Genomic DNA, 13,490 nt, shown 5'->3' with positions numbered 1-13,490 from the left:
GTCAGTACTCCACTTCCTGATTACGCTTTCGAATGGTCGTTACTTCGTCGCGCTGATTTCCGGTGGGGCCGTGGTAGTTCAGGGCGAAGGACTGCTGCGCGTAGCCGCCGATGAGATGCGAGGGCTTGATCATGATGCGGGTCAGCGCGTTGTGGATGCCGCCGCGCTTGCCCTTGCCGACGAAGCCGTTCGACCCGGAGCCGTTCGAACCCGAGCCGTTCGAACCCGAGCCGTTCGACCCCGAGCCGTTCGACGCGGCCCCGTCGACGGTCGGCGTGCCCTCGATGCGCGGCACGTCCACCGCACGGTCCTGCGCGTGGTACATGAACACGGTGCCCTCGGGCATGCGGTGCGACACGATGGCGCGCGCCACCACGACGCCGTTGCGGTTGATCGCCTCGATCCAGTCGTTGTCCGCGACACCGATCTTGGCGGCGTCCTTGTCCGACATCCAGATCGACTGCCCGCCGCGCGAGAGCGTCAGCATGTGCAAGTTGTCCTGGTAGGCGGAGTGGATGGACCACTTGGAGTGCGGCGTCAGATAGCGCACGGTGACGCCGTTCTCGCTCACTTTGCCGACCCCGGGCTCGCTGAACAGCGCCGTCATGTCCAGCGGCGGCCGGAAGATCGGCAGCTGCTCACCGAGTTCGATCATCCAGTCGTGGTCGAGGTAGAAGTGCTGCCGCCCGGTCAGCGTGTGCCAGGGCTTGAGCCGCTCGGTATTGATGGTGAACGGCGAGTACCGCCGCCCGCCGGTCTCGGAGCCCGACCATTCCGGCGAGGTGATGACCGGCACCGGCCGGGCCTGGGTGTCGGCGAAGGAGATTCGTTTGCCCTCGTGTTCGGCGGCCAGATCGGCCAGTTGGGTGCCGGTGCGCTGTTCGAGCGCGTGGAACCCCGCCACGGCGAGCCGGCCGTTGGTGGTGCCGGACAGCGCGAGGATCGCCTCGGCGGCGTGGGTGTCCTTGGCCAGCGACGGGCGTCCCTGCGCCACACCGGAAACCACGGTGCCGTTGACGCCCTTCAGGTACTCCACCTCGGCGTCGGGGATGGTGGTGACACCCTTGACGGTGAGGCCCTGCGTTTCGACCAGCGGCCCGAGCGCGGCCATCTTCTCGCCGACGCTGGGGTAATCGCGTTCGACCACAACCAGTTTCGGCATGGTCTTACCCGGAATCGGCTCGCATTCCCCGGCCTTCCAGTCCAGGACGCGGCCACCGGCCTGGGCGAGCGCGTCGGCGCTGTCGTGCTGCAACGGCACCGCGACCAGATCCTTGCGCTTGCCCAGATGCTTCTCGGCCAGCCAGGAGAATCCGCGTGCGATGCGGTGGAAGGCGTCGAAGTCGGTCTTGGCCTCCCACGGCGGGGAGATGGCGGGGGAGAAGGCGTGCACGAACGGGTGCATATCCGTGGAGGACAGATCGTGCTTCTCGTACCAGGTGGCGGCGGGGAAGACGATATCGGAGAACAGGGTGGTGCTGGTCATGCGGAAGTCCAGCGACATGAGCAGATCCAGCTTGCCGGTGGCGGCCTGCTCCCGCCACACCAGTTCCCGCGGCCGCACCCCGGTGGTGTCGGTGGTCTGGAGGTTGGAGTCCGCGCCCAGCAGATGCTTGTGGAAGTACTCGTTGCCCTTGCCGGAGGAGCCGAGCAGATTGGCGCGCCACACGGTCAGCACGCGCGGGAAGTTCTCCGGCGCGTCCGGGTCCTCGCAGGCGAAGCGCAGGTCGCCGGAGGTGAGGCCGTCCACCACATACTCGGCCGGTGTCTTGCCCGCGGCCTCCGCCTCGTCCACCAGGTCGAGGGGATTGCGGTTGAGGGTCGGGTAGCTCGGCATCCAGCCCAGCCGGGTGGCGAGCGCGATATTGTCCGCGGCCGTGCGTCCGGCGAAGCGGCCCGCCCCCAGCGGCGAGGCGAACGACTCCGCCGTGAACGGGTCGTAGCGCCACTGGTCGTTGGACAGGTACCAGAACACGGTGCCCTGCATCTGGCGCGGCGGGCGCTGCCAGTCCAGGCCGAAAGCCAGGGTGGACCAACCGGTGACCGGTCGGCACTTCTCCTGACCGACGTAGTGCGCCCAGCCGCCGCCGTTCACGCCCTGGCAGCCGGTGAGCAGGGTCAGGGTGAAGAAGGCGCGGTAGATCTGATCCGAGTGGAACCAGTGGTTGGTGCCCGCGCCCATCAGGATCATGGAGCGGCCCTGGGACTTCTCGGCATTGTCGGCGAATTCGCGGCCGATGCGCTCGGCCTGCTTGGCCGGAACGCCGGTGATGGCCTCCTGCCAGGCGGGGGTGTACGGCTCGCTCGCATCGTCGTAGCCGGTCGGCCAGCTGCCGGGCAGGCCCGTGCGCGCCACGCCGTACTGGGCCAACAGCAGATCGAAGACGGTGGTCACCGTCTTGCCCGCGATGGTCGTGGTGGGCACGCCGCGGGTGATGACGCCCGCGGTGCCGTCGTCGAAGCGGGGAAGCTGCACGGCGGCAGCGGTGTTCCTTCCACCCCTCTGCCCCCCCGTTTCGGTGCGACCGTGCAGCGTCAGCAGGGGATCGATGTCCCCCAGGTCCAGATTCCACGTGCCCTTGCCCGCCTCGGTGAAGCGGTGGCCGAGCGAGCCGTTGGGTACCACCGGGTTTCCGTCGGCGTCCAACAGCACGGTCTGGAATTCCACGGCCTCCCCGGTGTGTCCGAGGTCGGCGGCGGTGAGGAACTTGCCGGGTACGCACACGCCGTCCTGGTCGTCCAGCGTGATCAGGTACGGCAGGTCGGTGTAGCGCTTGACGTAGTCCCGGAAGTACGGGGTGTCGCGCTCGACGAAGAACTCCTTCAGCACCACGTGGCCCATGGACATGGCCAGCGCCGCATCGGTTCCCGGGCGCGCGGGCACCCATTCGTCGGCGAACTTGGTGTTGTCGGCGTAGTCGGGGGAGACCACGACCACCTTCTGACCCCGGTAGCGCGCCTCGGTCATGTAGTGCGCGTCCGGGGTGCGGGTCACCGGCACATTGGAGCCCCACATGATCAGGTAGCCCGCGTCGAACCAGTCGGCCGACTCCGGTACGTCGGTCTGATCGCCGAAGACCTGCGGCGAAGCCACCGGGAGGTCGGCGTACCAGTCGTAGAACGACAGCATGGACCCGCCGATGAGCGAGATGAACCGCGCGCCCACCGCGTGGCTGACCATGGACATGGCGGGAATGGGGGAGAACCCGGCGACCCGGTCCGGCCCGTACTTCTTGATGGTGTGCACGTGTGCGGCCGCCGCGATCTCGGCGGCCTCCCACCATTCGGCGCGCACGAAACCGCCCTTGCCGCGGGCGTGCTTGTAGCGCTTCGCCTTGTCCGGGTCCTCGACGATGGACTCCCAGGCCAGCACCGGGTCCTTGAGTTCGGCCTTGGCGGCGCGGTAGAGCTCGAGCAGGACGCCGCGCACATACGGGTAGCGCACCCGCGCGGGTGAATAGGTGTACCAGGAGAAGGACGCGCCGCGGGGGCAGCCGCGCGGTTCGTACTCCGGCTTGTCCGCGCCGACGGACGGGTAGTCGGTCTGTTGCGATTCCCAGGTGATCACGCCGTCGGAGACGTAGATCTTCCACGAGCACGAGCCGGTGCAGTTCACGCCGTGCGTGGAGCGCACCACCTTGTCGTGCGCCCAGCGATCCCGATAGAACTCGTCGGCATCGCGCCCGCCCACCTTGTGGACCGTGCGCAGGTCCGTGGAAACCTCACCGCGGTTGAAATACTTTCCCAGTCGAAGCAGTGCATCGGCGGACGATCGATCGGTCCCCGGGTTTGCCATGACGCCCCCTTCGAGCTGTGGAAATTGGGCTGCTGCATCGACTGTAAAGACGTCATAGCGGGCGTCAAAACGATCCTCTCACAGTGCTCGAACCCGCGTTGTGAGTTGTGAGGTCGCCGCAACGTGGCGGTCACTGTGCGATAGCGGCCCGCCTCCCGTCGATGCCGTTCTACCTGCGTGTATCCATGATGACCGGCTGAAACGCCTCGCCCCGAGAGGGTTTCGGGGCGGTGTCGGTGATGCTTTGGAAACGTTCGGTTCTCGGCCGCTTAATATTTGTTAACACACTGATGGTGACGGGTGGCACGCGATTATCCGCCATTCCAGCTAACTTCGGGTGCCTTTCCGACCAGCGCGTTCCCGCCTCGGTTGCCTGGTTTGCCGCGCGATCGCTGGCATAATCCGCCGACCTCTCGACGGGTGCGCGATATCGTGGATTCCATGCTGCGATTCGAGGGGACGATCCGGTCCGCCGGAGGTGGCGGGGCGTATATCCCCATTCCCCCAGAGGTGGTCGCCGGGCTCGGCGGCGGCGGCCGCATCCCGGTGACCGCCACCTTCGACGGTCAGCCCTACCGAGGCTCGGTCGTGAATATGGGCGATGGTCCGTGTCTCGGTCTGCTGAAGTCCATCCGTACCGTGCTCGGCAAGCAGCCCGGTGGCACGGTCACGGTCACGGTCGCCCGCGATACCGACGAGCGTGCAGTGGAGGTTCCCCCTGATCTGGCCGCCGCGCTGGCGAGGGCGGCGCTGCGCGACGCCTTCGACAAGCGCGGCTACTCGAAGCGTCGTGCGTGGGTTCGGGGTGTCACGGCGGCCAAGCGTCCCGAGACCCGGGCGGATCGGATCGCGAAGATCGTCGACTCGTTGCGGGCGTGATGCCCGCCCGGATGGCGGACGGTCCCGGCGTGCCGTCAGTCGTCGGCGCTCGGACGCCATTCCGGGTGCGCCGCGGCGAGATGCCGGGCCAGGGCCGACTTGACGCGCGCCTGCCAGACCTCCGGCGGGCTGTCGGTGCGGTCTTCGTGCCGATGGGGGCAGCCGGGGACCGGGCAGGCGAAGGTGTAGGCGCGCTGCATCAGTCTGTCTTCGGTGTCGTAGACCCGGCCCGCGAGGAAGGGGAGGTCGGTCGGCTCGGTGCGCGCGTCGTCACCATCGACTGTGCCGCAGTGCTCGTCTCCCACGAGCACTACCCGACCACATCAGCCCCTCCGCCAACCACTCGCAAACCGGTTGGTATGCAATAGGTTTCTCGGCGCACACGGCCGCAAAGGCACGGGCCGCACCCCATTCCAGCGGTCGCGCCGCCCGCCGACCCGCCCCCACCGCAGTGGTCGAACTCACTGCGCCCGCGTTCCGGCCGCAAGCCACGTCGCCACGCGGTCGTCGCCGACCGGACCGACCGCACCCGAGGCGGACGGGCACCCGGGGCGGACGGCCATGCGGTTCGGTCTGGGGATCGTGCCGTCCGAGTCGAGGGGATCGCGCGCTCGGTATGGGGACGACGGCTCGGAACAGGGGGGAGGCGCGGAAAGCCCGCGTGATGTGGCGGATGGCGCGGCGGTGCGGTGGCGCAGCGGGGTGGCGGTGGCGTAGCGGGGGGCGGTGGCGCAGTGGGGTGTGCGGTGGCGCAGTGGGGTGGCGTGGGGGTGCGGCGACAATGGCGCAGCGGGGTCCGGTGGCGTGGGGGTGCGCCGGTGCAGGAAGCGTGCGGTGGCGCGGCGGTGCAGCGGGGCGCGGCGGTGCAGCGGGCTGCGGCGGTGTGGTGGGGGCGCGGCGGTGTGGTGGGGGCGCGGCGGTGTGGTGGGGGCGAGGCGGTGGTGGGGGCGAGGCGGTGCCGTGGGGCGCGGCGGCGCGGCGACTGGTCAGTTGGGAAGTGGCAGGAACTGCACCGGGTCGCCGTCGCGGGCGTCGGCGGGCACCACCACGAGGCCGTCTCGGTGCAGGAGCCCGGCCAGATGCGCGGTGCGGATGCTCGCGTCACCCACCCAGCCGCCTTCGGGTGCCGCGCGGGCGGGGACGATGCGCGTCACCGGGCCGGAGACCTCACCGGCATTGGCGAGCGGCCCCAGCAGGACGCGCTCATGCGTGGCGCCGGTCAGGCCGGACACCAGGGCGGGGGTCAGTGCCAGCAGGGTGGCGACGGCGGCGAACGGATTGCCGGGCAGGCCGAGAACCACTGCGCCGGAACGCAGTTGCGCCACCACCGTGGAACCGCCCGGTCGCAGCCGCAGCCTGCGCACCAGCACGCTCGCCCGCGCGCGGCCCAATGCCGCGCGCAGCTGATCGGCCGCGCCGCCACCGGTCGCGCCCACGATCACCAGCAGATCGCAGTCGGACGCCGCGGCCAGCACCTCGTCGAAGGCGTTGGCGGCGTCGCGCAGATGGACCCGGTCCTGGGTCCGCACGCCGTGCCAGGCCAGCAGATCGGGCAGGATCGGGCCGATCGAATCGCGGGTCTGTCCGGCGTGCAGCGGCCCTTCGCTGCGAATCTCGTCCCCGGTCATGACGATTCGCGCCCGCACCGGGCCGCGCACCAGTACCGAGCGCACCTCGGCGCTGGCCGCCGCCGAGATCAGCGCGGCGTTCACCGGTGTCCCAGCGGGCGCGATCTCGGCCCCCGGCTGCCAGTCCTCGCCGCGGCGGCGCACATCGTCGCGCAGCGGGGTGTCCGGCAGGCGATGCAGCACGCCGCCCTCGTCCACCCGCACGAATTCGTCGCGCACCACGGTGGTGGTGCCGTCGGGAACGTGTGCGCCCGTGGCGATCCGGACGGCCTCACCGGCCAGCAGTCCTACCGGCCGCTGTCCGCCCGCGAAGCCGATATCGCGGCGCACCTGCCACGGTCCGTCGCCGGAGACGGCGTAGCCGTCCATGGCCGAGACGTCGAAGCGCGGCAGGGCGTCCGCGGCCAGCAGCGGCTCGGCGAGCGCGGCGCCCCGCGCCGCACGCACGGTGACGCTGTGGGGAGTGAGCTGGGATACACTGTGGCGCAACACACTACGCGCCTCGTCCAGGCCCATCGGGGCGTTTGCCGCGGTGTGCTCGACCGCCTCCCGCGCATGGCGCACCTGGTCGGGGGTATCGCAGTCGGCGACCCCCGCCAGCGGCACCATGACGGTGTCCACCGGCACCACCGCCTTCATGGGCTGGTTCACCAACGACTCCAGCCGGCTCACCGCCGCGGTCAGCGCCTCGCGCCGCCACACCCCGACCAGATACTGCGGCCGCCCCGACTCGTCGGCCGCGAATACCGCGTCACTGCCGGATTCGAGTGCGTGCGTGAGGAGCTCGTCGACCGCGGGCGCGGTGAGGAAGGGCATGTCGGCCGCCAACACCACGATCAGCCCGGCGGGAAAGTCGCAGTCCGCCAATACGCCCAGGCCAGCGGCGATGGCGGCGACCGGTCCGGCCCCGGCCGGAATCTCTTGCGCCTGCAGGATTTCCGGCGGCAGCTCGGGTCGCTGCGGCCCCACCACCACCGTGCGCGCGCAGCCGGCGACCGCGCCGAGGGCGGCGTCGAGCATGGACTGCCCGCCGACCACGATGGCGGGTTTGTCCACCCCGCCCATCCGGGTGGCGCGCCCGCCGGCGAGCACGATCGCGTCGACGGTCGTCACGGGGCGCGGTCCGGAACGAGGCTGGTCATGGCTGCCGATGGTAGCGGGCGGGCGATGGCGGGCCCGAATTCGACGCGGATCGGCGGTTGCGGATTCTCGATTGCCCTATGTTCGCGGGCTACTGTTCGAGATGGACCCGCTGCCGGCGACACAGTAAAGAAACAGCCATGTTTTGGTCTTATGTACAACAAAATGTGGCACTATCCCGAAGCGGAACTGACGACGGGTGAGGCAATCACCGCAGTTCTTCGACGTTGTGGTTCGGGTGTCCGGCTGACTGCGCCGCCGGGTCCGCGCTGGCATCGAACGTGATTGCTGAGAGTTTGTGGAAGGGGATAGTCGTGGTTACGAGCGCGAAACCCAGGCGTGACTCGGAGAATGTGCGCCCGCCGTCGTTCGGCCTGCTGCTGCGTCGCCTGCGCGACGACCGAGGAGTATCCCGGGAACGCCTCGCCTTCAATGCCGGGGTCAGCGCCAGCTATATCAGCCACCTGGAAAAAGGTGACCGCGACCATCCCACCCGCGAGGTGGTCGACGCGCTGGTGCGCTATCTCGACCGCATCGACGCTCTCTCGCAGGTGGAGCGCCGACATCTGCTGGACCTGGCCGGTTTGGGCGCCGGGGAATTCCCGTCGGTCGACCGACTGCGCGCCGACGTCGGCCCGGATATGCGTCGCGCGCTGGAATTGCACGAACCCCATCTGGCGGCCTATATCGACACCCGCTGGAATGTGCTGGCCTGCAATGACAGCTACAATCGCGCATTCCCGGGATTGGCCGAGGACGTGAACATGCTGCGCTGGTTCTTCGCCAATCCGAACTCCCGGCGGGTCATGGTGGAATGGGAAGCCGAGGTGCGCACCACGGTGCGCTGGCTGCGCGGGCTCATCGGCAGCACCGGCGACACCGCCTGGTCCACCGAATTCCTCGCCGAACTCGGGCGCTACGACCTGTTCCGGGAGCTGTGGGACGAAGGGGTGGCGGCCTACGGGCGGGATCGGCCCATCATGCACGTCCGCGACGCCGAGACCGGGCACTGTCGCTCCCTCGCCGTGCAGCTGTTCAAGGTCTACAGCGCCAGCAACCCGGACCAGATCCAGATCTTCCTCGGACTGCCCACCTGGTGTCCGGAGCAGACGCATCTCGTCGACGTTCGGTCCTGAGCGCGGGCGCGGTGGCAGCCCGCCGCATCCGCGTTCCGGTGCGGGCGGGCATCAGATGGCTATGGCGGCAGGCGGCACGGCGGTTCGCGCACCGCGGTTCGGTGCGGTCCTCGGCGTGCGCATCGGATCGACGTCGTCCGCCACCCGGCGCATCAGCTGAATCAGCAGGGGCGCGATCGATTCCGGATGCGTCCACACCGCACCGTGGCCCGCGCCGGGGATCGTGACCGTGCCGTCGGCTCCCGGCAATTCCGCCGCCAGTGCCTCCGATTTCTGTGCGGTGCTGACGCCGTCGTGACTGCCGCGCAATACCAGCGCGGGCGCGGTGATCTCGGGCAGCCGATGCAGGAGTGAGCGGCGGTCCATCAGGCAGCGCGCCGCCGCGCCCACGGCCGCGCGATCGGAATCGCTCCAGCGCACCGTCCATTCCCGCCAAGCACGCGGGTCCTGGCCGCCGATGAGGAGCGGCGCCAATTCCGCGATGAGCGGCGCGAGTGGTTCGGTTCCACACCAGCGTTCGAAGAATACGCGGTACCAGGCCAATTCCGCCGGTGTGCACTCACCCGCCTCGGTATCCATCAGCGCCAGGCCCCGAACCCGGTGCGGTGCGGCGAGGGCCAGGCGCAACGCGGCGAAACCGCCTTGTCCCATGCCGCCGATCACGGCCCGGTCGATATCGAGTTCATCCAGGACCGCCAGGATATCGGCGGCCATATCCCAGTAGCTGAAGATTTCACCCTCGGGTGTCCGCGTGCGGCCGTGGCCGCGCGCGTCGATGGTGACGAGGTTTATCCCGGCCGCCGCCAGTGGTTTGCGGAGCGGTTCGAACACGGACCCGTCCAGGAAGAATCCGTGTGCGCCCACCAGGGTGGGCCCCGATACCTCTGACGTGCGGAAGTGGACGGTTGCCGAGCCCGTGTGAACATATGGCATGAGGAGACCGTAAGGTCTGAACGCGGTGCGCGACAGTGTTTGCCGAAAGGGTGCCGTTCTCCTTCGAGTGGCTACTCGCATCGGTACCACCACTGGTCAGTGTGAGTACTGCTAGGGGTTTGCTCAAACCCGGGCTGCGGGTGGACAAGTCGGTCATGTCGCTTTTAGATCAATCACATGCATTGAAGCCGCAACCAGAAGCGGTTCACCAGAATGCATTTCGATGATCCGGGCGGTCACGTCATGGTTTTGCGGGGCGGCCGTGTTTCGAAAGCGAGTTACCGATGTCGAGAATGATCAGGCTGGTACCGCATATCGCGGTCGCCGCTGCCCATCCACGCGGCCCCCGGGTGGCCGCCGGCATGGCCGCCGCGTCCCGCGCGGTGTGGTTGGCCGGGCGGGCGTGCGCCGAAACCGGCCTGCGCCGGGCCGATGTGCGGCTCACCGTTCCCGATCGCGAGGTGGACGCGGCGGTGCTGTTCGGCATGGCGACCATGGCGGGAATGACATTGCGGTTGCTCTCGACCACCGACAATCCGGCACAGGACTGGCGCCGGGTGCCCGGTCGCCGGGATTGGCGGCCGGGAACATTGGCGGCGCTCGTGGAATACCGGACCACCGCGGCGGAGACCGCGCCCGGAATTCCGGCCCTTCAGGTCGAAACCCATTGTCTACCTTGATTTCTATTCCTGCGTGAGTTGTTGCGAAAGGAACGTCATGTTCGAGTTCACCACCGCCGAGCGGCGCACCGATTTCCGAGTCGATCGCGGCGCGGGCCTGCGGGATGCGCTGGAGGGCCTGCTGCTACACAACGGCATCGGACTGGATGCCCGTATGCGCCATGCCATTTCCGCCGTCGTCCACCTCGCCGTGGACGCCCCGAACGGCCCGCCGGAGGACGCCGAGGAATTCCTCGGCCGCCTCGACGCCGCCTGGCTGCTGGCCGCCTGGGCCGACCACGACACCGAGATGTCGCTGCTGGGCACGCTCGCGGGCGGCGAGGTGCCCGCGCTGTCCTGGTGCGAGCTGATGTTCACCACCGCCCTCGCGCCCTGGTCGTCCAGCCCGGCCGCCGTGCACGCCCGCCGCATCTTCGCCGCCGGTGAGCCGTCCCGTCCGCTCAGCGCGGTCGGCGATTGCGCCATGGGCCGCTAGCCCCCGTCGAAACCACCGCTGTCGCTACGCATGCTTGGAGGCACACCATGAAGTTGATGTTCACCAAGTTCGACGCCGCGTTCGAGGCTCTCGCGGACAACGCCGAATTCGACGATACGGATTGGCGGGAGCGCGGACTGTGCACCCAGACCGATCCGGAGGCGTTCTATCCGGAGAAGGGCGGCTCCACCCGGGAGGCCAAGCGGATCTGCTCCGGCTGCGAAGTGCGCGTGCAGTGCCTGGAGTACGCCATGGCCAGGGACGAGCGCTTCGGCATCTGGGGCGGGCTCTCGGAGCGGGAGCGGCGGCGGCTGAAGAAGGGCGAGGCGGCCTGAGGTCGTGCGGCGTCCCTGAAATCGGCGGCGGCTACCTCGTCGGCGAGGTCGGCGGGGGCGTCCGGTGCTCGAGGTCGGCGGGGCGTCCGGTGCCGTGATCCGGCGGCCGCGGTTCGCTACTCGTTCCGGTAGCTGAGGTTCGGTGCTCGTTCCGGTGGCCGAGGCTCGGCGCCGGGGGCTCGCGCCGGTGACCCGCCACAGGTCAGTCGGCGGGCGCGCGTAGTAGGCAGAACTCGTTGGTCTCCGGATCGGCGAGAACCGCTATCTGGGCATCGGACTCGCTACCGCCGGAGCTGATCGGCGTCGCGCCCGCGGCGCGCAGCCGCGCGGCCTCCGCGGCCGGATCGTCGGTGGGAAAGGCGACCAGATCCAGGTGCAGGCGGCCGCGGTCGGGGCACACGGCCGGGGTGCGGAGGAACTCGAGCCAGGGTCCCTGCCCGGTCGCCGAGCGGATTCCGGCGTAGCGCGCGGTGTCGTGGGTGAGCGGCCATCCCGCCGCGGCCGACCAGAACTCGGCCAGCCGCAACGGATTTCGGGTGTCCACCACGATAGCGGCCACCGCGCCGGTGTCGACGTACTGCTCACGCGGCTCGAGGACGCAGAACTCGTTGCCCTCGGGATCGGCCAGCACCGTCCACGGCACCGCGCCCTGACCGACATCCAGCCGCCGCGCACCCAGTGACAGCGCCCGATCCACCTGCACCCGTTGATGATCCAGCGACCGGCTGGCCAGGTCCAAGTGGATGCGGTTCTTCGCCGCCCTGGGGTGCGAGGTGGCCAGGAAGGTCAGCGCCACCTCCAGCCCGTCCGGGTCGGGTGCGGCCACGTCCACCCCGGCGGGCCGGTCCAGCGTTATCTCCCAGCCGAGCAGTTCCGCCCAGAATCGAGCCGCCGACCGGGGCTCGGTCGCATCGAACACCACGCATGCCAGACGGGTGGACATGAATCCACGGTAACCGCCGCAGGGGGTGGCGCGTATCGGGTTTCGCCGGATGTGGTCGCCGAACGGCCGGATGTCGGCCCGAACGATCGGCTCGCCCGGTCGGATCGCTCGGCGTCCGGTTCCCGCCGGTCGCGGGGTCCGGAACCGGTGTCGCCGCGAGCGGGCCGCCGGCGGATCCGGGCCGCTGCGAGTTCTTCCGGCGGATCCGGGACGAGGGCATGCCCGCCTGCGGTCGGCACCGGCCACTGCTGTATCCGCGCGATCCGGAAACCGCGTGCCGTCGAACGGTGGCGGTGCGGATGTTCCGCGCGGACTTCCCGGACCGCTCCGACAGCGTGCAGGTTTTCTCGGTATCGCGACCGACCGTGATCAGTCGCCCGACGACCGATCGGCGGCGAGATCGAAACGGGCGCGACGCAGGTCCACGCGGTCGTCGAGGATCGGGCACCCCTCCGCGGCCAGGCGTCGCAGCTGCCGACCCGCCAGGTGCGGGGCGGGGCGGCCGTCGGCGCGCAACACCCGGTGCCAGGGCAGGTCGGCGGAGTCGGTGCGCATGATCCAGCCGACGGTGCGCGGGGTGGACAGGCCCGCCGCCGCGGCGATATCGCCGTAGGTGGCGACGCGGCCGGGCGGAATCAGGGCCACCAGTTCGCGGACTCGCTCGATCTCGGCATCGGTCGTCGCCATCGCCTGCACCCCCGGTCGTGTCGGAATTCGTTCGTGGCTGCCGCGTTCCGCGCCCGGCCGGTCACGTGGTCGCCAGCACGGCGCGGATGAGCGCCGCGGTCTCGGCGGGACGGGCCTGGGGCACCATATGGTCGCAGTCGAAGTCGTGCACGGTGAGCCGGTCGCCGAGCTGCTCGGTGAGCGCGGCGCGGAAGGCCGGCGGCACGAACGGCGGGCGCACCTTCGCGGCCTGCACCAGGACGGTCGGCAATCCCGCGGGCGGCAGCACGAAATCGCGGGCCAGCTGCCCCCAGTACGACAGGATGGCCGGAGCGAACACCCGCCAGCCGACCCGGCCGCCGCCGGTGGGCACCAGATGTTCGGCCAGCTCGGCGTCCAGCAGCCGCGGTTCCACCTCGGCCCAGGCGGTCTCCAATTTGTCGAACCGCGCGGCCTCGACACTCTCGTAGTCGGGGTGTTCGAGCGTGGAGCGGGCGATGTCGTGCAGCAGTACCGGATCGATGCCGATGGCCGGATCGAGCAGGACCAGCCCCCGCACCAGATCGGGGCGGGCGCGCGCCAGGTGGATCGCCACCGCCGCGCCGAACGAATGCCCGACCACCACCGCGGGTTTGCCGGTCTCGGTGGTCAGCACGGTGACGAGATCGGCGACGACCGTTTCGAAATCCCACGGCGGCAGCGAGGTGGATCGGCCGTGTCCCCGCAGATCCGGAGCCACCATCCGGACCTCCGGCAACTGCTCCTCGGCCAACGCCCGCCAGCGGCTCCCGTGCCCGGTCAGGCCGTGCAGCGCCAAGACGACCGGACCTGTCGAGGGCCCGAAACGATGTACCTGGAGATCGACCACCGCCCCATTCT

Annotated in this window: 12 protein-coding genes; 5 read left to right on the top strand and 7 right to left on the bottom strand. The window is 69.7% G+C overall.

The window, feature by feature from the left end; all coding sequences use genetic code 11:
* Window position 1: 1 nt before the first annotated feature.
* On the bottom strand, window positions 2–3,796 hold the full coding sequence (locus QMO76_RS05610) for a nitrate reductase subunit alpha (protein ID WP_306360097.1): 3,795 nt from the start codon (window positions 3,794–3,796) through the stop codon (window positions 2–4).
* Between the two features lie 441 nt (window positions 3,797–4,237).
* On the opposite strand from QMO76_RS05610, the gene QMO76_RS05605 reads away from it, so the two are divergent.
* Window positions 4,238–4,675: a YdeI/OmpD-associated family protein gene (locus tag QMO76_RS05605; protein WP_306360096.1), complete on the top strand. Its 438-nt coding sequence runs from the start codon at window positions 4,238–4,240 to the stop codon at window positions 4,673–4,675.
* 35 nt (window positions 4,676–4,710) lie between these two features.
* On the opposite strand, the gene QMO76_RS05600 is transcribed toward QMO76_RS05605, so the two are convergent.
* Together QMO76_RS05600 and QMO76_RS05595 are read right to left on the bottom strand one after the other, a co-directional pair.
* Window positions 4,711–4,980 carry a hypothetical protein gene (locus tag QMO76_RS05600; RefSeq protein ID WP_306360095.1) on the bottom strand — a complete coding sequence of 90 codons (270 nt, stop codon included), beginning with the start codon at window positions 4,978–4,980 and terminating at the stop codon, window positions 4,711–4,713.
* A 681-nt stretch (window positions 4,981–5,661) separates the two neighbouring features.
* Window positions 5,662–7,416, bottom strand: a complete 1,755-nt coding sequence (locus tag QMO76_RS05595) for an NTP transferase domain-containing protein (RefSeq protein ID WP_306360094.1) — start codon at window positions 7,414–7,416, stop codon at window positions 5,662–5,664.
* A gap of 341 nt (window positions 7,417–7,757) precedes the next feature.
* Here QMO76_RS05595 and QMO76_RS05590 point away from each other — a divergent pair, with 341 nt between their 5' ends.
* Window positions 7,758–8,579 (top strand): helix-turn-helix transcriptional regulator, encoded by an 822-nt coding sequence (locus QMO76_RS05590; protein ID WP_306360093.1) that lies wholly within the window; start codon window positions 7,758–7,760, stop codon window positions 8,577–8,579.
* Between the two features lie 51 nt (window positions 8,580–8,630).
* Here the strand turns inward: QMO76_RS05590 and QMO76_RS05585 are convergent, their stop codons facing one another.
* Entirely contained in the window at window positions 8,631–9,512 is an 882-nt protein-coding gene (locus tag QMO76_RS05585; RefSeq protein ID WP_306360092.1) for an alpha/beta fold hydrolase, read from the bottom strand.
* 293 nt (window positions 9,513–9,805) lie between these two features.
* Between QMO76_RS05585 and QMO76_RS05580 the strand changes: the two genes are divergently transcribed.
* From QMO76_RS05580 to QMO76_RS05570, 3 genes are read left to right on the top strand one after another with little or no spacing between them, the layout of a single operon-like run.
* Window positions 9,806–10,192, top strand: coding sequence for a hypothetical protein (locus QMO76_RS05580; protein ID WP_306360091.1), 387 nt, complete (start codon window positions 9,806–9,808; stop codon window positions 10,190–10,192).
* Between the two features lie 37 nt (window positions 10,193–10,229).
* Window positions 10,230–10,667, top strand: coding sequence for a hypothetical protein (locus QMO76_RS05575; RefSeq protein ID WP_306360090.1), 438 nt, complete (start codon window positions 10,230–10,232; stop codon window positions 10,665–10,667).
* Window positions 10,649–11,002, top strand: a complete 354-nt coding sequence (locus QMO76_RS05570; RefSeq protein ID WP_306360089.1) for a WhiB family transcriptional regulator — start codon at window positions 10,649–10,651, stop codon at window positions 11,000–11,002. Before QMO76_RS05575 ends, QMO76_RS05570 begins: the two co-directional genes overlap by 19 nt.
* A gap of 202 nt (window positions 11,003–11,204) precedes the next feature.
* Here the strand turns inward: QMO76_RS05570 and QMO76_RS05565 are convergent, their stop codons facing one another.
* The 3 genes from QMO76_RS05565 to QMO76_RS05555 form a co-directional block, all read right to left on the bottom strand.
* Entirely contained in the window at window positions 11,205–11,945 is a 741-nt protein-coding gene (locus tag QMO76_RS05565) for a VOC family protein (protein ID WP_306360088.1), read from the bottom strand.
* A 369-nt stretch (window positions 11,946–12,314) separates the two neighbouring features.
* Window positions 12,315–12,632: an MGMT family protein gene (locus tag QMO76_RS05560; protein WP_306360087.1), complete on the bottom strand. Its 318-nt coding sequence runs from the start codon at window positions 12,630–12,632 to the stop codon at window positions 12,315–12,317.
* 61 nt (window positions 12,633–12,693) lie between these two features.
* A complete protein-coding gene (locus QMO76_RS05555; RefSeq protein WP_306360086.1) occupies window positions 12,694–13,479 on the bottom strand; it encodes an alpha/beta fold hydrolase in 786 nt (261 codons plus the stop codon).
* Between the last annotated feature and the right edge of the window lie 11 nt (window positions 13,480–13,490).

The sequence above is a fragment of the Nocardia sp. CC227C genome (assembly GCF_030767025.1).
GTDB lineage: Bacteria > Actinomycetota > Actinomycetes > Mycobacteriales > Mycobacteriaceae > Nocardia.
Note: the sequence above shows the minus strand (reverse complement) of the source record. Positions and strands in the feature narration are given on the sequence as shown.